The sequence below is a fragment of the Isoptericola sp. Y541 genome, from assembly GCF_059445465.1.
On the sequence record NZ_JCAIUJ010000001.1, the window covers coordinates 544,547 to 566,472 of the forward strand.

Genomic DNA, 21,926 nt, shown 5'->3' on the forward strand with positions numbered 1-21,926 from the left:
GCCGGGTGGCGCCGGGAGGGTCAGTCGCGACGCGGCGTGTCGTCGTCGACGCCCACGCTCGTCTGCAGGGCCTCGCGGTAGTCGGCCGCGATCTGCTCCGGGTGCTTGCGCAGCTGCGAGTTGCGGTAGCTGTACCCGAAGTAGATGGCGAACCCGAGGGCCAGCCACACCAGGAACCGCAGCCACGTCTCGACATCGAGCTGGAGCATCAGCCACAGGCACAGCAGGCCCGAGACGATCGGGAGCGCCGGCGCCCACGGCACGCGGAACCCCTCGCCCTCGGGCAGGCCGGCCTGCTTGCGACGACGGCGCAGGAGCGGGATGCCGAAGCTCACGAGCACGAACGCCGACAGGGTTCCGATGTTCACCATGTTGCCGAGCACGTCCACCGAGAAGAAGCAGGTCACGATGACGAGGAGCACGGCGGTGCCCACCTGGATCGTGACGGGGGTACCGCGCTCGGACGTCTTCGACATGCCGCGGGGCAGCAGGCCGTCGCGGCTCATCGCGAAGACGATGCGGGTCAGGCCGAGCATGAGCACCATGACCACGGTCGTGAGGCCCACGAGGATGCCGACCGTGATGACCTGCGTTGCCCACGTCGGGGCGTTCTCCTGCAGCTGGAACGCCGTGATGATCGTGGCGGACGCGCCGCCGTCCGGCGTGGCGTCGCGCAGCTGCTGCGGGGTGGCCATGCCGGACAGCGCGATCGACACCGCGATGTAGAGCACGGTGCAGATGGCGAGGCCACCCAGGATGCCGCGCGGCACGTTCTTGCTCGGCTCACGGGTCTCCTCCGCCGCCGTGGCGACGACGTCGAACCCGATGAACGCGAAGAACACCGTGCCGGCGCCCGCGAGGATGCCCATCACGCCGCCCACGGACAGCTCCGCGCCGGCGAGCCAGGAGAAGAGGGTCTGCGTCATCGTGGTGCCGTGGGTCGTGGACTCGCCGAACGACTCCGGGCTCGGCACGAACGGGCTCAGGTTGGACGCGCTGAAGAACGCGAAGCCCACCACGATGATGAGCAGCACGATCGCGACCTTGATGGCCGTGAGGACGCCGGTGACGCGCGTCGAGAGCTTGGTGCCGACGGCGAGCAGGATCGCGAGCGCCACGATCAGCAGGGCCGTGCCCCAGTCGAACGTGACGCTGCCCAGCTGCACGGTGTTGTGGATGCCGGAGGCCACACCGTTCGAGTCCACGCCGCCCAGGCCGAACACGTTGAGGAAGTTGTCGAGGTACAGGCCCCACGCCTTGGCCACGACGGACGCGGCGAAGAACATCTCGAGGATGAGGTCCCAGCCGATGATCCAGGCGAGCAGCTCGCCCATCGACGCGTACGAGAACGTGTACGCAGAACCCGCCACCGGCATGTGCGACGCGAACTCCGCGTAGCAGAGCGCGGCGAGCGCGCACACGGTGCCCGCGATGATGAACGAGATCACCACGGAAGGGCCGGTCTGGGTGGCCGACACCTGCGCGGCCTTGGAGAAGATCCCGGCTCCGATGACCACGGAGATGCCGAGGACGACGAGGTCCCAGGCTCCGAGGGTGCGTTTGAGCTGCCGCTCCGGCTCGTCGGAGACGGCGACCGTGGCCTCGATCGACCGTCGGCGCATGAGCTGCATCGTGGGGGCTCCTTCGGGGTAGTTCGGTGCCGCCAGGTCTCGACGGCCGGCAGACCCTTTCCGACGCTACGACGTCGTGAAGGGTCCGTTCAGCCCGCGCGATCCCGGCGTGGTCACGTCCCGGCGCGACCATCCGTCGATGCTTCCACGCCGAGATCGAGAGGCAACCGGACAGGAGAACACCACCCCGGCGAGATAGAGAACCCCCGAGCGCGAGATAGAGAAGCTCGGTCGAGACCGCAACGAGGTGCGGTCTCGACCGAGCTTCTCTATCTCGCGCTCGGGGGTTCTCTATCTCGCGCTCGGGGGTTCTCTATCTCGCGCTCGGGGGTTCTCTCTATCTCGCCGGGGTGGGCTCTCTATCTCGCGGTCAGGCGTGCACGTGGCCGTACCGGTGGCGGGTGCGGCTGACGGCCTGCTCGCGCACGGCGGCGAGCAGCTCGCGCCGACCGCTCGCGACCACCGGGGCGTCCAGCACCGTGACGGTGCCGAGACGCTTCGAGGCGGCCGCGTGCAGGCCCGGCGCACGACCGAGCACGCGGACGCGCCCGGTGACGCGGCCCGCCGCGACGGCTGCCGCGAAGTCCTCGTGCGACATCGGCGCCTCGTGCGGCACGCCCCATCCGCTGTCCGTGTCGGGGACGACGACGGCCGGCACGCCCGCGCGCCGGGCGGCGGCGAGCACCCGCTGCACCTCGATCGGCAGGGCGCCGTCGCCGACGCGGACGGTCAGCCGGTCGATCGGGCGGTAGCGGAAGGTGTTCTCCTCCACCCGCAGGCCGGACCTGTCGTGCCCGACGCCGATCTCGGCCTCCCAGGCCGCGTCGTCCGACGCCTGCGCGCGGGCGAGCCAGCCCTCGGGGTCGGTCGTGCGCGACGGCACCGTGGCGTCGTCGGCCCAGCGGCCGAGCTCGGCGACGTAGTTCGGGCCGCCCGCCTTGGCGCCCGGCCCGACGGCCGACGCCTTCCAGCCGCCGAACGACTGCCGCTGCACGATGGCGCCGGTGATGTGCCGGTTGACGTACACGTTGCCGGCCTCGACCCGGTCCAGCCAGGTGGCGATCTCGTCGTCGTCGAGGGAGTGGATGCCGGCGGTGAGGCCGAAGTCCACCTGGTTCTGCAGGCGGATCGCCTCGTCGAGGTCCTTGGCCGTCATGATGCCGAGCACCGGGCCGAACACCTCGGTGAGGTGGAAGAACGACCCCGGCGCGACGCCGTCACGCAGCCCTGGCGACCACAGGCGGTCGGGCTCGATGCCGGCGGCCGCGGCGACCTCGTCGAGGCGCCGCGGGCGCACCAGCCACGACTCCCCCGGCTCGACCGACGTGAGGGCGCGCAGCAGCTTGCCCTGCGCGGGCTCGGTGAGCGGGCCCATGACCGTGGACAGGTCGGCGGCGGGGCCGACGGCGAGCGAGTGCACCGCGTCCACGAGCTGGCGGCGGAACCGCCGGCCGGTCTCGGTGGACGGGTCGCCCACGGAGCCGACCAGGATCACCAGCGACGCGGCCGAGCACTTCTGCCCGGCGTGCCCGAAGGCGCTCTTGACGAGGTCCGAGACGGCGAGGTCGAGGTCCGCCGACGGCGTCACGACCAGCGCGTTCTTGCCGGACGTCTCCGCGAGCACCGGGCGCTCGGGACGCCACGACGCGAACAGCTCGGCCGTCTCGATGGAGCCGGTGAGGATCACGCGGGCCACGTCGGCGTGCGTCACGAGGTGCTGACCCAGGTCGCCGTCCGGCACCCGCAGGAACTGCACGACGTCGCGTGCGGCCTGCGGGTCCAGCCCGATCTCGGGGGCGACCTCCTCGAGCCCGGCGCGCACCGCGTCCACGGCGATCTCATAGCAGCGGGGCGTGGGCGGCGCCGGCTTGGCCAGCACCGCGGAGCCGGCTGCGAGCGCCGCGACCACGCCGCCGGTGGGGATGGCAACAGGGAAGTTCCACGGCGGGGTCACGAGGGTGACGCCGTCCGGTGTGAAGGTCGCGCCGTCCACCTGCTCCAGCGCCTCGGCCGAGGCGGCGTAGTAGTTCGCGAAGTCGATCGCCTCGCTGACCTCGGGGTCGGCCTCGGCGACGGTCTTGCCCGGCTCGTGCACCATGGCGGCCACGAGGTCGGTGCGGCGGTTCTCGAGGTGGCGGGCCGCGGCGCGCAGCGCCTTGGCCCGGTCGGCGGAGGCGACGGCGGCCCAGGCCTGCCGGGCGGCGACGGCGCGCGCGACGGCGTCGTCGATCTCGGCGGTCGTGGTGACCTCGGGCGCCTGGACGGGCACGAAGCCCGACTCCGGGCCGACGACGTCGCGGGCCCACGCGCGGTGGGCGGCGACGGCCGGGTCCGTGTCGACGGCGTTGTGGAAGGCCGTCCCGCCGGTCGAGCCCGCCGAGTGGGAGAACCGGTCGCGGCGGCGTGGCGCGACGTCCGCCGGCTGGTAGTGCACGCCGTGGCTGACGGACGCGCGGAACGCCAGCTCCTGACGCTCCATCGGCGTCGCCCGGACGCCGGGCTCGGCGCCCGAGCTGTCGGCGGGCGCGAATGCCGCGTGCAGGAAGTTCTGCTCGGTCGCGTTCTCCTCGAGCCGGCGCACCAGGTAGGAGATCGCGACGTCGAAGTCCTCGTCGCGCACCACCGGGGTGTACAGCACGACGCGGCCCTGCTGGTCGGGATCGCCCTTGGCCACCTCGTCGCGCACGAGGCGCGCCTCGATGGGTGCCATGCCCTGCAGCATCTCGATGTCGAGGCCCTCTGAGACTCCGCGCCGCCGCCCCAGGAGAATCGCGAGCGCCACGTGGAAGAGGTTGTGCGACGCGACGCCGAGCCGGACGGCGGAGGTGCGGTCGGCACGCAGGTGGTGGTCGAGGATGCGGACGTAGTTGGCGTCCACGTCGGGCTTGGTCGGGTACGGCGCCTGCGCCCAGTCGTGCAGCTCGGCCTCGACGTGCTCCATCGCGAGGTTCGCGCCCTTGACGAGACGCACCTTGATGCGGGCGCCGCCAGCGGCGACGCGCTGCTGCGCGAACTCGGTCAGCCCGTCGAGCGCACCCATCGCGTCGGGCAGGTATGCCTGGAGCACGATGCCGGCCTCGAGGTCGCGGAACTCGTCGCGGTCCAGCACCTGCGTGAAGACGGCCGCGGTGAGGGCCAGGTCCTTGTACTCCTCCATGTCGAGGTTGAGGAAGACGTCGTGGTCACGGGCCGCCCGGTAGAGCGGCAGCAGGTGCTCGACGACGCGCTCGCGGGAACCGTCCAGGTCCCACGTGACGAGCTGCGCCGCCACCGAGGAGACCTTGACGGACACGTAGTCGACGTCGGGCCGGCGCACCAGGTCGATGGTGCGCTGCAGGCGCGCGGCGGCCTCGTCGTCACCGAGCACGGCCTCGCCCAGCAGGTTGACGTTGAGGGTGTACCCCTCGGCGCGGGTGCGGGCGAGGTGCTGCCCGAGGCCCTTGCCGGCGTCGGCCACGAGGTGCCCCACGAGCTGGCGCAGCCGCACCCGGGCGGCGGGCACGACGACGGACGGCAGCGCCGGAGCGACGATCGCGCCGACCTTGAACAGCGCCCGGTCGATCGGCCCGAGGAACGTGGCGGAGCCGGCGTCCCGGCCGAGGCGGGCCAGGGCGGTGGCGGCCACGGCGAGGTCGTGCGGGCGCGCCACGTCGTCGACGAACCCGACGGCGAGCTCGAGGCCCGCCGGGTCGGAGACGAGCGCGCCGAGGCGCTCGGCCGTCGCGCGGGTCTTGCGGTCGGCCCGAGTGGTGGACGCGCCCGCGGCCTGCGGAGACGTCCCCGAGGCGACGGCGATCCAGTGGTGGGCGAGCGCGACGGCGTCCTCGATCAGGGCCTCGGCGCCCGGGGTGAGGGCCGCGTCGGCGTCGACGGCGGCGGTGCTGTCCGCGCTGCGCACGGCGGAGGACGTGGCGCCGCCGTGCGCCGGAACGGAGGTACTCATGCCCCCAGGGTGCGCCCTCGAGCCGGTGCCCGTCTTGTACGATCGGGCCCGCGATGGGCGCAGATTCCGACAACACCAGCAGCACGCCGGACGAGGTCCGCGCGGGCGGCGACGCCGACGTCCCGACCGACGTGCTGACCGACGTGCTGACCGACGTGCCAGGCACCGCTGCGGTGCTGGCCGCGCTCTCCCCCGTCATGGTGGCGCTGATGGACGAGCTGTCCGACGTCATGTTCTGCGCCAAGGACGCCGACGGCCGTTATCTCGCGGTCAACCAGGTCTTCGTGCGCCGCACCAACGAGCGCTCGCGCCGCCAGGTGCTGGGCCGGCGCGCCGCCGACCTCTTCGTGCCCGAGCTCGCCGGGCGCTACGAGGCGCAGGACGCGGAGGTGCTGCGCACCGGCCGGCCGCTGCGCCACGAGCTGGAGCTCATCCGCCGCGTCGGGGGCACGCCGGGGTGGTTCCTCACCGCGAAGCTGCCGGTGCGCGACGGCGGCCGCGTGGTCGGGCTGGTCTCCGTGTCGCAGGACCTGCGTTCCGGCGACGCCGACGACGGCACCATGGAGGCGACGGCCCGCCTGGTCGCCGGCGTCGAGGCCCACCTGGACGCCTCGCCCGGGGTGTCGCTCTCGGTGGCCGACCTGGCCGCGATGGCGGGCAGCACCCCCGCGGTGCTGGACCGCCGGGTGCGGAAGGTCTTCGGGCTCTCGCCCCGCCAGCTCGTGCTGCGCACCCGGGTGGACCGCGCCGCGCACCTGCTCACGTCGACGGCGACCCCGCTCGCCGAGGTCGCCGCCGCCGCCGGCTTCTACGACCAGCCGTCGTTCACGCGCACGTTCGCGCGGCTCACGGGCGAGACGCCGTCGTCGTTCCGCCGTCGCGCCCGCAGCGCTGGTTGAGCCTGCTGGTCGATCAGCCCCCGAACGCCGGCGCGACCGCCTCGACGAGCTGCTGCACGCCCAGTACGACGAACATGCCGGCGATCACGACGAGGGCGATGTTGGTCAGCGGCCGGTTGCGCCACTTCGCGGGCACCCGCGAGGAATTCATGAGGAACAGCAGCGTGATCGCGAGGAACGGCATGAACAGCGAGCCGAGCGCGCCGTAGGCCACCACGAGGGCGATCGGCTGGTCGAGCAGGAGCAGCAGCATCGGGGGGAACGTGAGCCACAGGATGTAGGCCCGGTAGTAGGTGCCGCCCGACTTGCGGCGGGAGTCGTCCTCGGACAGCCCCCGGGCCGTGGCGACGAAGTCGGCGAACATCAGCGACACGCCGTTCCACACGCCGAGCACCGACGAGAACGACGCCGCCCAGAAGCCCACGAGGAACAGCGGCGCCATGAACTCCCCGTACCGGTTGGCGAGCACGTCGGCCAGGTCCACCAGGCCCCCCTCGCCGTCCGCGATGGTGACGCCCGAGGAGTACAGCAGCTCGGCGCCCACGATGAGCATCGAGACGACGAAGACGCCGGAGATGACGTAGGCCACGGCATTGTCGATCCGCATGACCTTCATCCAGTGCGGGGTGTGCCAGCCCTTCTCCTTGAGCCAGTACCCGTAGGCGGCCAGGGTGATGGTGCCGCCGACGCCGCCCGCGAGGCTGAGGGTGTACAGGATCGAGCCCTCCGGGATGCGCGGCACGAGCCCGCCGACGATCTCGCCGAGGTTCGGCACCGTGAGGACGGCCGACCCGACGATCGTCACGAACATGACGCCCACGAGCACAGCGATGACGTACTCGAACGTCTTGTACTTGCCGAACCACACGACGGCCGCGCCGATGAGCCCCGACACGATCGCGAACCAGATGAGGTCGACCTGCGGGAACAGCGCCGCGAGCGGCAGCGCGGAGCTCGACATCGCCGCCGCGCCGTAGCTGAAGCCCCACACCACGATGTAGACGCCGAAGTAGACGCTCGCCCAGGCGCCCAGCGACTTCCAGCCGTCGAAGATCGTGCGGCCCGTGGCCAGCGACCACCGGCCGGCGCCCTCCACCAGCACGATCTTGATGAGGACGCCGACGATGGCGGCCCACAGCAAGGTGTACCCGAAGCGGCTGCCCGCCACGAGCGTCGCGACCAGGTCGCCGGCACCGATGCCGGTGGCGGCGACGACGAGACCCGGCCCGACGAGGCGCCAGCGCGGGCGTTCCTCCCGGAGTTCGTGGTCGAGGGCGGGGCTTGCGACATCCTTGTCTGCCATGCCGCCGGAGAGTAGCAAACGCCCCGGACCGGACACCGGCACCGTGCCGCGCGGAGGGCAGGTCGCGTGCACGATTCCCACAACGACCGGGGCCCTCCACGCCGTACGCCGCCTCGCGTCTGTCCGACCTGCACAATCGTGGGCCCCGGACTCGTGATGCACCGGGCCGTGACCCGGGTCCGGCGGGCACCTAGCGTCGTCGTCATGACCGCAGCCGCACTCTCCCTCGCCCCGGCCCGCCCGCGCCGCATCCTCGCGGACCTGCTGCCCGGCGCCCTCGCCCGCGACGTCGTCCTCGTCGTCGCCGTGGCCGCCCTCACCGCGCTCGCTGCCCAGGTCGTGATCCCGGTCCCCGGGCTGCCGGTGCCGCTCACGGGCCAGACCTTCGCCGTCCTGCTCGGTGCCGCGGCCCTCGGACCCTGGCGCGGGGCGCTCGCGCAGGCCGTGTACCTCGGCGCCGGCGTCGCGGGCCTGCCCGTGTTCGCGGGCGCGACGGCGGGCTGGCAGTCGGTGGCCGGCGCCTCCGGCGGCTACCTCGTCGGGTTCCTCGTGGCCGGGATGGTCGTCGGCGCGCTCGCGCGGCGCGGCGCGGACCGCCGGGTGCTCACCACGGCCGGGACGTACGCGATCGGCACCCTGACCGTCTACGCCGTCGGCGTGCCGTGGCTCGCCGTGAGCACCGGGATGCCGATCGGCGCCGCCCTGCTCGGCGGCGCGGTCGTGTTCCTGCCGGGCGACATCCTGAAGGCGGCGCTCGCCGCGGCCCTGCTGCCGACCGCCTGGCGGCTCGCGCGCTGACCCCGCCGGTTGAGCTTGTCGAGACCCGGGACGTGGTCTCGACAAGCTCGACCGACGAGTCCGTCATGGCCAGGTCAACGCACGGACACGGCTCCGCAACCCCCCGAGTCTCGCCTGCAGGGGCACCCGCGCGAGGGGCTACCGTGGACGCCGAGGCCCACCATCCCGGGCCGCGCCGCCCCTGCCGGCCCCCACCCGGGGTCACCGGCACCGTGTCCTGGAGGACCCGTGACGACGACGTCGATGACCTCGGCACCCCTGGCCGATACCCCGGCCCCCGCCCCTCACCACAGCTCTCCCCTCGCCACCGCGCACAGCCAGCTCGCGAGCGCGGTGGCTGTGCTCGGCTACGACGAGGGCCAGCACCAGATGCTTGCCACCCCGCGGCGCGAGATCCACGTCGCCGTGCCGCTCGGCCGGGACGACGGCCAGACCGCGCTGTTCCACGGCTTCCGCGTGCAGCACAACATCTCCCGCGGCCCCGGCAAGGGCGGTCTGCGGTACGCCCCCGGCGTCGATGTCGACGAGGTGCGCGCGCTCGCCATGTGGATGACGTGGAAGTGCGCCATCGTCGACCTGCCGTACGGGGGCGCCAAGGGCGGCATCGCCATCGACCCGCGCGAGTACTCGACGGCCGAGCTGGAGCGCGTCACCCGCCGGTACACGTCCGAGATCATGCCGATGATCGGCCCGGACACCGACATCATGGCGCCCGACATGGGCACCGACGCCCAGACCATGGCCTGGGTCATGGACACCTACTCCGTCAACCGCGGGTACACGATCCCCGGCGTCGTGACGGGCAAGCCGCTGGCCGTCGGCGGCTCGCGCGGGCGCGGCACCGCGACCAGCGCGGGCATCGTGCACGTGACCGCCGCGGCGCTCGGCGACGCCGGCGTGCCGCTGTCGGACGTGACCGTCGCCGTGCAGGGCTTCGGCAAGGTCGGCTCGCACGCTGCCGCGATCTTCGCGGGCCGGGGCGCCACGGTCGTGGCGGTGAGCGACCAGTACGGCGGGCTCCGCAACGACGCGGGCCTCGAGGTCGACCGGCTCCTCGAGCACGTCGCCGCCACCGGGTCGGTGGTCGGGTTCGACGGCGGCGACGCGGTGTCCAACGACGAGCTGCTCGCCCTCGACGTCGACGTCCTCGTGCCCGCGGCCGTGGAGGGCGTGCTCGACGAGGTCACGGCCTCCCGGGTCCGGGCACGCTGGGTGGTCGAGGGCGCCAACGGCCCCACCACCACCGAGGGCGACCGGCTCCTGGCGAAGAACGGCGTCACCGTGGTGCCGGACGTGCTCGCCAACGCCGGCGGTGTGGTCGTCTCCTACTTCGAGTGGGTGCAGGCCAACCAGGCGTACTGGTGGTCAGAGCAGGAGATCGCCGACAAGCTCGAGTACCGCATGACGTCCTCGTTCGGCGACGTGTCCACGCTGGCCAAGCGGGAGGGGCTGTCACTGCGCGACGCCGCGCTCGTCATCGGCGTGCAGCGCACCGCCGAGGCCCACCGCATCCGAGGGCTGTACCCCTGAGCCACGACCGGAGCACCTCGCTCGCGCGGCCCGCTGCCGACGACGACCTCGTCGCACGGCTGCGGGCCGCGGGCTGCGTGTTCGCCGAGGACGAGGCAGCCCTGCTCGTCGAGGCCGCCCGTCTGTCATCCCAAGACCGCTGGCACGACGACGTCAACGGGCCCGTGCTCGAAGACCTGGTCGCGCGTCGCGTGGCGGGCGAGCCGCTGGAGCACCTGCTGGGCTGGGTCGAGTTCGCCGGCCGCCGCTGGTCGGTGGGGCCCGGCGTGTTCGTGCCGCGCCGGCGCACCGAGCTGATGGTCGCGGCTGCCCTCGGCCTGCCCGCGCCCCAGACGATCCTCGACCTGTGCTGCGGGTGCGGCGCCGTGGGCGGGGCCGTGCTGCTCGGCCTCCGGGACGCCGCAGCGGCTCCCGTGCTGCACGCGAGCGACGTGGAGCCGGCCGCCGTGGTCTACGCGCGCCGCAACCTCGAGCCACTCGGTGCCGCCGTGCACGAAGGCGACCTGCTCAGCGCCGTCCCCAGCATGCTGCGGGGCCGCGTCGACCTGCTGCTCTGCAACGCGCCGTACGTCCCCACCCACGCGATTGCGACGATGCCGCCCGAGGCCCGCGACCACGAGCCCGCCGTCGCCCTCGACGGCGGCGCCGACGGCCTCGACATCCTGCGGCGGGTGGTGGTCGCCGCTCCGGGCTGGCTGGCCCCCGGCGGGTCGCTGCTCTTCGAGGTGGGCACCGGTCAGGTCGCCGCGGCGACCGCGCTGGTCGAGGGCGTCGGGCTCGCCGCCCGCGTCGTCACGGACGACGACCCCGACGCCGACGACGCGACCGGCGGCACGGTCGTCGTCGCCACCGCCACCTCGCTGGTTGAGTCCGCCACCGCTGGTTGAGTCCGGCACCGCTCGTTGAGTCCACCACCGCTGGTTGAGTCCGCCACCGCTGGTTGAGCTTGTCGAAACCCGGGTTTCGACAAGCTCAACCGGCGGGATGTCAGGCGCGGGGCTGCTTGTCCGCCCAGTCGGCCAGCGTGACGCGCGGGCCGGTGAAGAACGGCACCTCCTCGCGCACGTGCCGGCGCGCCTCGGTGGCGCGCAGGTCGCGCATGAGGTCGACGATGCGGTGCAGCTCGTCGGCCTCGAACGCGAGCAGCCACTCGTAGTCGCTCAGCGCGAAGGTGCTCATCGTGTTGGCGCGCACGTCCTTGTAGCCGGCGGCCGCCATGCCGTGGTCGCGCAGCATCGTGCCACGCTCGGCGTCGGGCAGCAGGTACCAGTCGTAGGAGCGCACGAACGGGTAGACGCTGAGGTAGTCGCGCGGCCGCTCGCCGGCGAGGAAGGCCGGCACGTGGCCCTTGTTGAACTCGGCGGCGCGGTGCAGCGCCACCACCGACCACTCCGGCGCCAGCGCCGAGCCGAGCCGCGACGCGCGCAGGCGCTGGTAGGCGCCCTGCACGGCCTCGACGGACGGGCCGTGCACCCACACCATGAGGTCGGCGTCGGCCCGCAGCCCCGCGACGTCGTACACGCCGCGCACGACGACCTCGCCGTCGGCCCGCACGGGGTCGCGGGCGGCGTCGGGCTGGCCGTCCCACAGCGCGGCCTCGGCCTCGACGGCGACCGCGGCGCGCTCGGCGTCACCGGCCGGCAGCGGCTCGGCGAGGGAGAAGACCGCGATCATCGCGTACCGGATGGACTCGTTGATCGCGGCGGCCTGGACGGCCTCGCCCGTGTCGCCGTGGGTGTGTTCGCTCATCGGTGCATGTCCTCGCTGCAGAGGGCCGGGATGCCGCTGGGCTCGGCGTGACGCCGCAGGCAGCAGTCGTCCGGCGTGACGGACGGGAACGCGGGCAGGGTGCCCGCGGTGGCCTGGTCCACGTCCTCGCCGCGGGCCAGGGCCGCGCGCTCGAGGATGAGGTCCACCAGGCCGGAGACGAACACGGGGCGGGTGCCGACCGTGCCGGCGCGCACCGCAGTCATGCCCAGCTCCGTGGCCGTGGCCATCGCCTCGGTGTCGAGGTCGTACGCCACCTCCATGTGGTCGGAGACGAAGCCGATCGGGGAGATCACGACGTTCCGCAGGCCCTCGCCGGCGCGCTCGGTGAGCAGGTCGTTGACGTCGGGCTCCAACCAGGGCTGCGACGGCGGGCCGGAGCGCGAGCAGTACGCGAGCTCCCACTCGACGGCGTGCCCCCGGGCCTCGGCGACGGCGGCCGCGATCACGGCGGCGACGTCCAGGTGCTGCGCGGAGTAGGTGGCGTGCCCGACGCCGGACGCGGCCTCCATCGTGTCGGGGATGGAGTGGGTCACGAAGACGACCTTCGCCTCGGCGGGCGACCCGCCCCCGTCGGCAAGCTTGGCTTCGAGCTCGTCGTATGCCTCGAGCACGGCCTCGACGTTGCCCTGCACGAAGCCGGGGTGGTTGAAGTAGGCGCGGACCTTGTCGAACTGCACGCCGGTGGAGCCGTCGGGGCCGAGCTGGCCGCGCTTCTCCAGTGTGACCGCGAGGTCCTCGCGGTACTGGCGGCAGCCGGAGTAGGAGGAGTAGGCGGAGGTGACGAGGGCGACGGCGCGGCGGGCGCCCAGGTGCTCCAGCTCGTCGATCGCGTCGGTGGTGTACGGCTCCCAGTTGCGGTTGCCCCACACCACGGGCAGCTCGATCCCGCGGGCGGCGAGCTCGGCCTCGAGCGCCGCCTTCAGCGCGAGGTTCTGCTCGTTGATCGGGCTCTTGCCGCCGAAGCCGTAGTAGTGCTCGCCGACCTCCTTGAGTCGCGAGTCGGGGATCCCCTTGCCGGCGGTCACGTTGCGAAGGAACGGGACCACGTCCTCCGGCTTGTTCGGACCACCGAAGGAGTAGAGGAGCAGGGCGTCGTACGGGCCGGAATCGGCCGACCGGGGGGTCATCGGCATGATCGTCATCATGGCACCCGGCCGCAGGCCTGCAGGCCGCGGAGGCCGCTCTTCCGACGTGACATTGACAGCACGCCCTGTCACATCGACGAGGAACGGTCCGGGATGCGCGCCTGCGCCGCGCGGAGCCGCCCGAGCAGGCTGGTCAGCGTCTCCAGCTCGGCGGGCTCCAGCCCCGTGCCCACGTACTCCGCGATCGTGCGCACGTGCGCACGCCCGGTCTCCCGCTGGCGCCGCGCGCCCTCGTCGGTGAGCCGCACCAGCGTGCCGCGGGCGTCGGCGGCCGGCACGGACCGCTCCACCAGCCCCCGCGCCTCGAGCCGCTCGACCATGCGCGAGAGCGAGGACTGGGCCAGCAGGATGTCCTCGTTCAGGTCACGCAGGCGCAGCTCGCCGCCGGGCGCTCGCGACAGCGTGAAGAGCACGTCGTACTCGCGCATCGTGAGGTCGTGCCAGATGTCGTCCGCCTGAAACCGGCGCATGATCGTCACCTGCGTGCGGAACAGCGACTCCCAGGCGTCGGCGGCCAGGCGGGCGCTCGCCGTGGTCCGGTGCTCGGCCGTCTGCTCGATCGGTGGCTGGCTCGGTTGCTGGGTCGATTGCTGGGTCGATTGCTGGGCCGGTTGCGCGGTCTCGGGTTCCGACGACTGCGTCGGCACGGGCGGCGGGGTCACCGTGGCAGTGTGCCGCAGGCCACCGACGTCCGCTCGATGGTTGAGCCTGTCGAAACCACCGGATGGTCTCGACAGGCTCAACCACGGGCCGGTCACCGGCCGAGTCGTCGCTCCCGGCGGGAGAAGTCGCGCAACGCGCGCAGGAAGTCCACGCGACGGAAGTCGGGCCAGTAGGCCTCGCAGAAGTACAGCTCGGAGTGCGCGCTCTGCCACATCAGGAAGCCGCCCACCCGGAGCTCGCCCGAGGTGCGGATGACGAGCTCCGGGTCCGGCTGCCCCTTGGTGTAGAGGTGCGCGGCGATGTCCTCGACGTCGATCCGCTCGGCCAGCTCCTCGAGCGTCGCCCCGGTCGCGGACTCCTGCTTGAGGTAGGAGCGCACCGCGTCAGCGATCTCGTGCCGGCCCCCGTACCCGATCGCGACGTTCACCTGCAGCCCCTGGACGTCGCTCGTGCCGTCCGCGGCGGCGCGGACGGCGTCCGCCAGCTCGGAGGGCAGGAGGTCGAGGCGGCCCATGACCCGCAGCCGCCAGCGGCGGGACTCCGCGAGGTCCTGCACGGCGTCGCGGATGATGTCGAGCAGGTCGGTGAGCTCGCCCTCCGGTCGCGCGAGGTTGTCGGTGGAGAGCATCCACAGCGTCACCACCTCGACGCCGAGCTCCTCGGCCCAGCCCAGGAACTGCGTGATCTTGTCGGCCCCCCGGCGGTGCCCCGTCGCGGCGGTCTCGCCGAACGACCGGGCCCAGCGCCGGTTCCCGTCGAGGATGACGCCCACGTGCCGGGGCTTCTGCGCCGTCGGCAGCGATGCGGCGAGGCGTCGCTCGTACAGGCCGTAGAGCAGGTGGGGCATGCGCACGCGTGTGACCTCGGTGGATAGGGCCGCGCCGCACCGCGTACGACCGCACGCAGGTGTCCGGCGGGGGGTCGGACGGGGAGCGGGACAACGGTACCGCTCTCGCGCACCGGCCCGTTCCGCACCGATCCTGCCGCACGCGGCGCCCCTCGTCCGACACCGGACGCCGACCGGCCGCACCGGCTCGCGACGGACAGCAGCCCGCCCCAGGATCTTCACAGCCCTGGTCGACCTGCCCCGCTCGCGTCGCCTACGCTTTGACTAACCTACGGATGCGTAGGTTACGTCCCGAGTGAGGAGACCACCGTGGCAGCTGCCGCCCAGCAGAAGGGCCGCGCGACCGATCGTCTCGACCTGCCCGTCGTCAAGGAGGTCGTCGAGGGCGCGAAGGACGCCGCCGGTGAGGCCCGCGGCGCCGTGACCGACGCCGTCCAGACCGTCTCGGAGGCCGCCGCAGCGCAGGCGGCCCGGCTCAAGCCCCACCTTCGCGGCTGGATCCACGCCGTCACCACCCCGCTGGCGCTGGCCGCGGCCATCGTGCTGGTCGTGCTGGCCGACACCCCAGCGGACAAGATCGCGTGCGCCGTCTTCGGGGTCACCGCCGTCCTGCTGTTCGGCACCAGCGCGGTCTACCACCGCGGCACCTGGTCCCCCCGCGTCGCGGCCGTGCTGCGACGCCTGGACCACGCCAACATCTTCCTCATCATCGCGGGCACCTACACGCCGCTGGCCGTGATGCTGCTGCCGCAGCGGAAGGCCGCCGTCCTGCTGGCCATCGTCTGGAGCGGCGCGGTGCTGGGCCTGGTGGCCCGCGTGCTGTGGATGGGCGCGCCTCGCTGGCTCTACGTGCCGGTGTACGTGGCGCTCGGCTCGGTGGCCATGGGGTACATCGGGCAGTTCGGCGCCGCCGGCGGGCCCGCAGTCGGCTGGCTGGTCGCCTCGGGCGGCGTCGCGTACGTCCTCGGAGCGGTGGTGTACGGCACCAAGTTCCCCGACCCGTCGCCGCGGTGGTTCGGGTTCCACGAGATCTTCCATGCGCTGACGGTCATCGGCTTCACGTGCCACACGGTCGCGATCTACCTCGCGGCGCTGTAGCCGCTCACGACCTCGGCACGACGAGGTAGCGCCGGTTCGCCAGCGACGGGTTCTGCCGGCGCACCTGCGCGAGCGGCTCCGGGTCGAGGTCGACCGTGCGCACCTGCGGCGTCTCGTCGAGCTCCAGCCCCACCACGCCGTCGGGCCCCGCCAGCAGCGAGCGACCCACCAGTCCCGGCCCGGCCATCCCGACGCCGATCACCACCGCGGTGTTCTCGATCGCCCGGGCGCGCAGCAGCGTGTGCCAGTGGTCGGCCTTGAGCGGCCCGTCCACCCACGCCGCCGGCACCACGATCACGTCCGCGCCCGCGTCGACGAGGCGGCGCGCGGACTCCGGGAAGCGCAGGTCGTAGCACGTGATGACGCCGAAGGTGAGGTCACCGAACCGGAGGACCAGCGGCGGCACGTCCGCCGGGCCGGGCTCGAGCCGGTCGGACTCGCGCGAGCCGAACGCGTCGTACAGGTGCACCTTGCGGTAGGCGCCGACGAGCGCGCCCGTGGCGTCCACGGCGACGACGGTGTTGGACCCCCGGGTGGCGACCCGGTCGGCGGCGGGCTCGGCCGACGACGCGCTCGGCGTCGTCCCGGTGATCGCGGGGACGGACCCGGTGACCGCGGGGAACGCCCCCGTCACGGCCGGGAACGCTCCGCTCACCGCGGGGAACGCCCCGCTGACCGCCGGGATCTGCCCGGTGCGCGACCCCGCGGCTCTCCCACCGACCGCCGGCAGCGTCGTGCCCGCCACGACGGTGATGCGGTAGCGGGCGGCGTGCTGGCGCAGGGCGGTGACGAACGGGCCGTCGAGCGGCTCCGCGTGTTCGACGCCGACGCCGCGGCGGTCGTATCCCGACGCGTACTCGGGCAGCAGCAGCAGGTCGGCGCCGACCCGGCCTGCCGCGAGGAACGCCTCGGCGACCGCCTCCCGGTTCGCGTCGTGATCGGCGGTGATCGCGAGCTGCCCGACCGTGACGCGCACCGACGCGCTCATCGACGCTCCTGGCCGTCCTCGTCCGGCCCGTCGCCCTGCCCGCCCTGCCCGTCGCCCTGCCCGTCGGCCGGATCGGCGCCGGTCGGGTCGCCCTCGCCCGGCTGGCTGAATCCGATCCGCCTGGGCTCCTCCACGGGGATGCCCTGCTCCTCCGCGTTGTGCCGGGCCTTGCGCAGGTGCCGCGTCAACGACAGGAACAGCAGCACGCACGCCACGGCGACGGCGAACGTGGCCACGAACCCCGCCAGGCCCGGCGTCACCTCGAGCTCGGTCAGCTGCGAGGTCGGGCTGGGGCTAGGGCTCGGGTCGGTGGCGAGGACGACGGCCGCAGACCAGACGGCGCTCATCGGCCCTCTCCCCGCAGACCGGCGAACAGGTCGTCCTCGGGGAGCGTGGTCGGGACCCGGGAGTCCGCGAGCTCGAACTCCTCGGTGGGCCACACGTCCGCCTCGATGTCGCGGGGCACCGCGAAGAAGAAGCCGTCGGGGTCGATCTGCGACGCGTGCGCCACCAGCGCGGCGTCGCGCTGCCCGAAGTAGCCGGCGACGTCGATGCTGGTGGTCACCTCACGCTCGGGGATCTCGCGGGCGGCGCGGGACTCGATCCAGTCGCCGAACGGCGACTCCAGGCCGGCGCCCTGCATCGCCTCGTGCACGGCACGCATCCGGTCCATCGAGAACCCGTGGTTGTAGTACAGCTTGCGCGGCGCCCAGGCCTCCGCCCCGCCCTCGACGACGTACCGCGAGGCGTCCCCGGCCGCGTGGTACGCCTCGAACGCGACCTCGTGGCACTTGATGTGGTCGGGGTGCGGGTACCCGCCGGACGGGTCGTAGGTGGTCACGACGTGCGGCCGGAACTCACGCATCAGCTCGACCAGCGGCGCGGAGGCCTCCTCGAGCGGCATGAGGGCGAACGAGCCCTCCGGCAGCGGCGGCAGCGGGTCGCCCTCCGGCAGCCCCGAGTCGACGAAGCCGAGCCACGTCTGCCGGACGCCGAGCGCCTCCGCGGCGGCAGCCATCTCCAGGCGCCGCACCGCGCGCCGACCCTCGACCGTCTCGAACTCGTAACCCTCCGGCGGGCGGAAGCTCGGGTTGAGCACGTCGCCGCGCTCCCCGCCGGTGCAGGTGACGACGAGCACATCCACGCCCTCGGCGGCGTAGCGGGCCATGGTCGCGGCGCCCTTGCTCGACTCGTCGTCCGGGTGCGCGTGCACCGTCATCAGACGCAGGGGCTCGCGCTCGCCCGAGGGCGGTGCAGAGGAGGCGGAGGACAAGGTCCCTCCCGGGTGACGTGTCGGCGGCTAGGTTCAGGGACAATGGTGCACCATGAGCGAGCCCGGCAACCCCACTCCCCCCGCCGACCGGTACGGCACGCGCCCAGGGCGCCGCAGCATCGGGACGGGCGGCAAGGTGGCGATCGGCGCCGCCCTCGCCGCGGCGGTGGCCGTGGCTGCGTGGTTCTCGATCGAGCAGACGCGCCGCGACCCGGTGGACGTCGACGTGGTGGCCTTCCACGTGCAGGACGCCGAGCGGGTCGAGGTCACGTTCCAGGTGCACATGCCCCCCGGGACCACGGCCGTCTGCGAGGTCGAGGCGCTCGCCCCGAGCTACGCCCAGGTGGGCACCCTGGACGTGCCGGTCGGGCCGACCGAGGACCAGACGACCACCTACACCGTCACGGTCCGCACGTCGGAGGAGGCGACCACCGCGGTCGTCGAGACCTGCGACATCACCGACCAGGGTTGAGGCCCGCGGCCCATGCCCGGCCCCCATCGCCGCTCAGAAGCTTGTTCGCCCAGGGCGGAGACCTGGGTTCTGCGCCCGGTCCGGGCTATCCTGAATGATTCACACGCCAGTCCTGCCCAGCCGACGCGCGTGCCGACGCACGTCGGACGCATGAGCGTTGCCGGAACAGGCCACGAGCACCACGAAAGGAGAGCCCTCGTGACCGAGAGCACCGTCACCTGGCTCACCCAGGAGGCTCACGACCGGCTGCAGGCCGAGCTGGAGCACCTCTCCGGCCCCGCCCGCACCGAGATCGCCGAGCGCATCGCCGCCGCCCGCGACGAGGGCGACCTCAAGGAGAACGGCGGGTACCACGCCGCGCGCGAAGAACAGGCGAAGAACGAGGCCCGCATCCGAGAGCTCGCCGAGAAGCTGCGCCACGTCCAGATCGGCACGCCCGCCGACGACGGCGTCGTGGAGGCCGGCATGGTCGTCACGGCCCTGGTCGCCGGGGACGAGATGACGTTCCTGCTCGGCTCGCGCGAGATCGCAGGCACCACCGACCTCGACGTGTACTCGCCGACGTCGCCGCTCGGTGCCGCGATCGACGGGCACCGCATCGGCGAGAAGGTGGCCTACACGGCGCCCAGCGGCCGCGAGATCCCGGTCGAGATCAAGAAGGCCACGCCCTTCGTCGGCTGACCTCCCGGGCAACGTCCCGGACCAGACGCATGCCGTGGGCGTGCCCGTTGCAGACGGGCGCGCCCACGGTCGTTCCCGGCCCAGGCACCCGCGGAAGCGATGGAAAGTCTCAGCATTCGAGACAGATGACCTGCTGCAGAACCGTCGATGATTCGTCGATGATCGTCGCGACATATCGCTGATCTGCCAACGATCGTCGGGGGGCGCCAAGGGTCGCCTCGGTCGAGGAACGGTCATGGCCGAGGTGAACTTCCCCCTCGATGCGTCTATGGTCGATGGCGGTATGGACACGACGGACCCCGCAACGACCAACCACCCGACCACCGACAGCTCGACCGACGGCCCACCGCCGTCCCGCATGGCGGCAAGCACCGAGGCGAGCCTCGAGGGCCTGACGATCCGGCCGCCCACGACAGTCGACGGCGGCGCCATGTGGCGCCTCGCCCGCGACTCGGGCTCCCTGGACCTCAACTCCTCCTACGCCTACCTGCTGCTCGCGGACCACTTCGCCGCGACCTGCCGGCTCGCCGTCCTCGACGACGGAGCCGGCGGCACCGCAGGTCCCACGCCAGTGGGCTTCCTCTCCGCGTACCGCCTCCCGGCCGACCCGCGCACGCTCTTCGTGTGGCAGGTCGCCGTGGACCCGCGGGTGCGTGGCCGGGGGGTCGCCCGCCGGCTGCTGGACGCCGTCGTCGACGCCACCGCGCACGACACACCCGCCGTCTCCCGCGTGGAGACCACGGTGACGACGGACAACCTCGCGTCCCGCCGCCTGTTCGGCCGCTGGGCCGCCGACCGCGGCGCCACGCTGCGCGAGACCACCGGGTTCGAGGCCTCGCACTTCCCGGACGGGCACGAGGCCGAGCCGCTGCTCGTGATCGAGGGATTCAGTCCCTCCCGCTGATCGCAGCGGTCCTCGACCAGATCTCAGGCTGCGCCGGTTCGGCGCGCAGGTGACGACGCAGCCCACCCTCACCAAACACCGCACCGGCGCGCACCACCCCAAGGAGTGTCCTTCGTGACAACCCCGACCGTCCCCTCCACCGAGGCGTACGCCGCCGACGATCCCCTGGGCTTCGTCGCCCTCGAGTCGGAGGTCCGCAGCTACTCGCGCTCCTGGCCCGTCGTGTTCGACCGGGCCGTGGGTTCGACCGTGTACGCCGAGGACGGCACCGAGTACCTCGACTTCTTCGCCGGCGCGGGCACCCTCAACTACGGGCACAACAACCCGCGGCTGAAGCAGGTGCTGCTGGACTACCTCGCCGACGACCGCATGGTGCACACGCTCGACCTGTTCACCACGGCGCGGCGGGAGTTCCTCGAGACCTTCTCCTCGACGATCCTGCGACCGCGGGGCCTCGATCACAAGGTCGTGTTCCCCGGGCCGGGCGGCGCGAACGCCGTGGAGGCGGCGCTCAAGCTGGCACGCAAGGTGACGGGCCGCGAGTCCGTCATCAACTTCACCAACGCCTTCCACGGCATGACGCTGGGCGCCCTGTCCGTGACGGGCAACTCGATGAAGCGCGGCGGCGCGGGCATCCCCCTCGTGCACGCCACGCCGATGCCGTACGACGACTACTTCGACGGCGAAGTCGACGACTTCCAGTACTTCAAGCGGATGCTCGAGGACGGCGGCAGCGGCCTCAACGAGCCCGCCGCGGTCATCGTCGAGACCGTGCAGGGCGAGGGCGGCATCAACGCGGCCCGCGCCGAGTGGCTGCGCGGTCTGGCCGACCTGTGCACCGACCACGGCATCCTGCTCATCCTCGACGACATCCAGATGGGCTGCGGCCGCACCGGCAAGTTCTTCTCGTTCGAGGAGGCCGGGATCGTCCCCGACATCATCTGCCTGTCGAAGTCGATCTCGGGCTACGGTCTGCCGCTGGCACTGACCCTCGTGCGCCCGGCGCTCGACATCTGGGAGCCCGGCGAGCACAACGGCACGTTCCGCGGCTTCGCCCCGGCGTTCGCCACCGCGAGCGAGGCCATCCGCACCTACTGGTCGGACGACGAGCTCGAGCGCACCACGATCGACAAGGGCGCGCTCGTCGAGGCGCACTTCAACTCGCTCGTCGCCCGCTACGGCGACGACGTCCTGGTGGCCAAGGGCCGCGGCCTGGCGCGCGGCCTGCAGACACCCGACGGCAAGACCGCGGGGGCCATCTGCGAGGAGGCCTTCTCGCGCGGCCTGCTCATGGAGACCTCCGGCCCCGAGGGCGAGGTCGTCAAGCTGCTGCCCCCGCTGACCATCACGTACGACGAGCTGCAGCGCGGGCTCAAGATCATCAGCGAGTCCGTCGCGGCCGTCCTGGCCTGACGAACCTGGCCTGACCGACCCGTAGAACCACCCCACCGCACCCGAACCACCGGAGGTACCCCTATGCTCGTCCGCACCCTCGACGACGTCACCGACACCGACTCGGACATCAAGAGCGAGAACTGGCGCTCCAAGCGCATCATTCTCGCCAAGGAGGGCGTCGGCTTCTCGGTGCACGAGACCACGCTCTACGCCGGGACCGAGAGCTTCTTCTGGTACGCCAACCACATCGAGGCCGTCTTCATCACCTCGGGCGAGGGCGAGATCGAGGACCTGGCGACCGGCGAGGTGCACCAGCTCAAGCCGGGCTCTCTGTACCTGCTCAACGACCACGACAAGCACAAGGTGCGCCCGCGCACCGAGATCAAGTGCGTGTGCGTGTTCAACCCGCCGGTCACCGGCCGCGAGGTGCACGACGCGGACGGCGTCTACCCGCTCGTCACCGAGCCCGAGGCCGCCACGGTCTGACCTGGTCGGCTCGCTCGCCCCCGCGAGCGTTGTGGGCGTGATTTCGGGGGGAATCCCGGTCGGGATTCCCCCCGAAAGCCCGACCAAAACCCCTTTCTGT

At 72.7% G+C, this 21,926-nt stretch carries 20 protein-coding genes; 10 read left to right on the top strand and 10 right to left on the bottom strand.

From position 1 onward, the window contains the following. Positions 1 to 20: 20 nt before the first annotated feature. Together AC1C2V_RS02455 and AC1C2V_RS02460 are read right to left on the bottom strand one after the other, a co-directional pair. On the bottom strand, positions 21 to 1,631 hold the full coding sequence (locus AC1C2V_RS02455; RefSeq protein WP_495387975.1) for an APC family permease: 1,611 nt from the start codon (positions 1,629 to 1,631) through the stop codon (positions 21 to 23). Between the two features lie 370 nt (positions 1,632 to 2,001). After that, positions 2,002 to 5,574 (bottom strand): proline dehydrogenase family protein, encoded by a 3,573-nt coding sequence (locus AC1C2V_RS02460; protein ID WP_495387976.1) that lies wholly within the window; start codon positions 5,572 to 5,574, stop codon positions 2,002 to 2,004. A 53-nt stretch (positions 5,575 to 5,627) separates the two neighbouring features. On the opposite strand from AC1C2V_RS02460, the gene AC1C2V_RS02465 reads away from it, so the two are divergent. Beyond that, positions 5,628 to 6,473, top strand: a complete 846-nt coding sequence (locus AC1C2V_RS02465; protein WP_495387977.1) for a helix-turn-helix domain-containing protein — start codon at positions 5,628 to 5,630, stop codon at positions 6,471 to 6,473. A 13-nt stretch (positions 6,474 to 6,486) separates the two neighbouring features. Here the strand turns inward: AC1C2V_RS02465 and AC1C2V_RS02470 are convergent, their stop codons facing one another. Continuing rightward, positions 6,487 to 7,776, bottom strand: coding sequence for an Nramp family divalent metal transporter (locus tag AC1C2V_RS02470; protein ID WP_495387978.1), 1,290 nt, complete (start codon positions 7,774 to 7,776; stop codon positions 6,487 to 6,489). Positions 7,777 to 7,980: 204 nt separating this feature from the next. Here AC1C2V_RS02470 and AC1C2V_RS02475 point away from each other — a divergent pair, with 204 nt between their 5' ends. From AC1C2V_RS02475 to AC1C2V_RS02485, 3 genes are all read left to right on the top strand, one after another. Beyond that, a complete protein-coding gene (locus AC1C2V_RS02475) occupies positions 7,981 to 8,574 on the top strand; it encodes a biotin transporter BioY (RefSeq protein WP_495387979.1) in 594 nt (197 codons plus the stop codon). A gap of 243 nt (positions 8,575 to 8,817) precedes the next feature. After that, positions 8,818 to 10,104 carry a Glu/Leu/Phe/Val family dehydrogenase gene (locus tag AC1C2V_RS02480; protein ID WP_495387980.1) on the top strand — a complete coding sequence of 429 codons (1,287 nt, stop codon included), beginning with the start codon at positions 8,818 to 8,820 and terminating at the stop codon, positions 10,102 to 10,104. Between the two features lie 59 nt (positions 10,105 to 10,163). Continuing rightward, a complete protein-coding gene (locus tag AC1C2V_RS02485; RefSeq protein ID WP_495388437.1) occupies positions 10,164 to 10,991 on the top strand; it encodes a putative protein N(5)-glutamine methyltransferase in 828 nt (275 codons plus the stop codon). Between the two features lie 100 nt (positions 10,992 to 11,091). Here the strand turns inward: AC1C2V_RS02485 and hemQ are convergent, their stop codons facing one another. From hemQ to AC1C2V_RS02505, 4 genes are all read right to left on the bottom strand, one after another. Then, positions 11,092 to 11,853, bottom strand: a complete 762-nt coding sequence (gene hemQ, locus AC1C2V_RS02490) for a hydrogen peroxide-dependent heme synthase (protein WP_495387981.1) — start codon at positions 11,851 to 11,853, stop codon at positions 11,092 to 11,094. Continuing rightward, entirely contained in the window at positions 11,850 to 13,007 is a 1,158-nt protein-coding gene (locus tag AC1C2V_RS02495) for a ferrochelatase (RefSeq protein ID WP_495387982.1), read from the bottom strand. The genes hemQ and AC1C2V_RS02495 overlap by 4 nt, the downstream gene beginning before the upstream one ends. Before the next feature lie 80 nt (positions 13,008 to 13,087). Continuing rightward, complete coding sequence (locus tag AC1C2V_RS02500) at positions 13,088 to 13,681, bottom strand: MarR family winged helix-turn-helix transcriptional regulator (RefSeq protein ID WP_495387983.1); 594 nt, start codon at positions 13,679 to 13,681, stop codon at positions 13,088 to 13,090. 92 nt (positions 13,682 to 13,773) lie between these two features. Continuing rightward, positions 13,774 to 14,535 carry an isoprenyl transferase gene (locus tag AC1C2V_RS02505; protein ID WP_495387984.1) on the bottom strand — a complete coding sequence of 254 codons (762 nt, stop codon included), beginning with the start codon at positions 14,533 to 14,535 and terminating at the stop codon, positions 13,774 to 13,776. Between the two features lie 303 nt (positions 14,536 to 14,838). Between AC1C2V_RS02505 and trhA the strand changes: the two genes are divergently transcribed. Beyond that, positions 14,839 to 15,627 carry a PAQR family membrane homeostasis protein TrhA gene (gene trhA, locus AC1C2V_RS02510; protein WP_495387985.1) on the top strand — a complete coding sequence of 263 codons (789 nt, stop codon included), beginning with the start codon at positions 14,839 to 14,841 and terminating at the stop codon, positions 15,625 to 15,627. Between the two features lie 4 nt (positions 15,628 to 15,631). Here trhA and AC1C2V_RS02515 read toward each other — a convergent pair whose 3' ends face one another. Genes AC1C2V_RS02515 through mca form a run of 3 tightly spaced genes read right to left on the bottom strand, consistent with a single transcriptional unit; the run spans position 15,632 to position 17,834 of the window. Beyond that, complete coding sequence (locus AC1C2V_RS02515; RefSeq protein WP_495387986.1) at positions 15,632 to 16,615, bottom strand: carbon-nitrogen hydrolase family protein; 984 nt, start codon at positions 16,613 to 16,615, stop codon at positions 15,632 to 15,634. Continuing rightward, positions 16,612 to 16,962 (bottom strand): hypothetical protein, encoded by a 351-nt coding sequence (locus AC1C2V_RS02520; protein WP_495387987.1) that lies wholly within the window; start codon positions 16,960 to 16,962, stop codon positions 16,612 to 16,614. The genes AC1C2V_RS02515 and AC1C2V_RS02520 overlap by 4 nt, the downstream gene beginning before the upstream one ends. Continuing rightward, positions 16,959 to 17,834 carry a mycothiol conjugate amidase Mca gene (gene mca / locus AC1C2V_RS02525; protein ID WP_495387988.1) on the bottom strand — a complete coding sequence of 292 codons (876 nt, stop codon included), beginning with the start codon at positions 17,832 to 17,834 and terminating at the stop codon, positions 16,959 to 16,961. The genes AC1C2V_RS02520 and mca overlap by 4 nt, the downstream gene beginning before the upstream one ends. A 106-nt stretch (positions 17,835 to 17,940) precedes the next feature. On the opposite strand from mca, the gene AC1C2V_RS02530 reads away from it, so the two are divergent. From AC1C2V_RS02530 to AC1C2V_RS02550, 5 genes are all read left to right on the top strand, one after another. Continuing rightward, complete coding sequence (locus AC1C2V_RS02530) at positions 17,941 to 18,360, top strand: DUF4307 domain-containing protein (protein WP_495387989.1); 420 nt, start codon at positions 17,941 to 17,943, stop codon at positions 18,358 to 18,360. Between the two features lie 198 nt (positions 18,361 to 18,558). After that, positions 18,559 to 19,041, top strand: coding sequence for a transcription elongation factor GreA (greA, locus tag AC1C2V_RS02535; protein ID WP_495387990.1), 483 nt, complete (start codon positions 18,559 to 18,561; stop codon positions 19,039 to 19,041). Between the two features lie 283 nt (positions 19,042 to 19,324). Continuing rightward, positions 19,325 to 19,945: a diaminobutyrate acetyltransferase gene (ectA, locus tag AC1C2V_RS02540; RefSeq protein WP_495387991.1), complete on the top strand. Its 621-nt coding sequence runs from the start codon at positions 19,325 to 19,327 to the stop codon at positions 19,943 to 19,945. Between the two features lie 114 nt (positions 19,946 to 20,059). Beyond that, positions 20,060 to 21,358, top strand: a complete 1,299-nt coding sequence (gene ectB / locus AC1C2V_RS02545) for a diaminobutyrate--2-oxoglutarate transaminase (RefSeq protein WP_495387992.1) — start codon at positions 20,060 to 20,062, stop codon at positions 21,356 to 21,358. A gap of 63 nt (positions 21,359 to 21,421) precedes the next feature. Continuing rightward, positions 21,422 to 21,826 carry an ectoine synthase gene (locus tag AC1C2V_RS02550; RefSeq protein WP_495387993.1) on the top strand — a complete coding sequence of 135 codons (405 nt, stop codon included), beginning with the start codon at positions 21,422 to 21,424 and terminating at the stop codon, positions 21,824 to 21,826. Positions 21,827 to 21,926 lie beyond the last annotated feature (100 nt).

Coding starts and splice junctions, on each gene's coding strand:
- AC1C2V_RS02480 (WP_495387980.1), top strand. CDS start 8,818: ATGACCTCGGCACCCCTGGCCGATACCCCGGCCCCCGCCCCTCACCAC.
- AC1C2V_RS02495 (WP_495387982.1), bottom strand. CDS start 13,007: ATGCCGATGACCCCCCGGTCGGCCGATTCCGGCCCGTACGACGCCCTG.
- mca (WP_495387988.1), bottom strand. CDS start 17,834: ATGACGGTGCACGCGCACCCGGACGACGAGTCGAGCAAGGGCGCCGCG.
- AC1C2V_RS02530 (WP_495387989.1), top strand. CDS start 17,941: ATGAGCGAGCCCGGCAACCCCACTCCCCCCGCCGACCGGTACGGCACG.
- AC1C2V_RS02550 (WP_495387993.1), top strand. CDS start 21,422: ATGCTCGTCCGCACCCTCGACGACGTCACCGACACCGACTCGGACATC.
- hemQ (WP_495387981.1), bottom strand. CDS start 11,853: ATGAGCGAACACACCCACGGCGACACGGGCGAGGCCGTCCAGGCCGCC.
- AC1C2V_RS02460 (WP_495387976.1), bottom strand. CDS start 5,574: ATGAGTACCTCCGTTCCGGCGCACGGCGGCGCCACGTCCTCCGCCGTG.
- AC1C2V_RS02475 (WP_495387979.1), top strand. CDS start 7,981: ATGACCGCAGCCGCACTCTCCCTCGCCCCGGCCCGCCCGCGCCGCATC.
- AC1C2V_RS02520 (WP_495387987.1), bottom strand. CDS start 16,962: ATGAGCGCCGTCTGGTCTGCGGCCGTCGTCCTCGCCACCGACCCGAGC.
- AC1C2V_RS02470 (WP_495387978.1), bottom strand. CDS start 7,776: ATGGCAGACAAGGATGTCGCAAGCCCCGCCCTCGACCACGAACTCCGG.
- AC1C2V_RS02455 (WP_495387975.1), bottom strand. CDS start 1,631: ATGCAGCTCATGCGCCGACGGTCGATCGAGGCCACGGTCGCCGTCTCC.
- AC1C2V_RS02515 (WP_495387986.1), bottom strand. CDS start 16,615: ATGAGCGCGTCGGTGCGCGTCACGGTCGGGCAGCTCGCGATCACCGCC.
- AC1C2V_RS02465 (WP_495387977.1), top strand. CDS start 5,628: ATGGGCGCAGATTCCGACAACACCAGCAGCACGCCGGACGAGGTCCGC.
- ectA (WP_495387991.1), top strand. CDS start 19,325: ATGGACACGACGGACCCCGCAACGACCAACCACCCGACCACCGACAGC.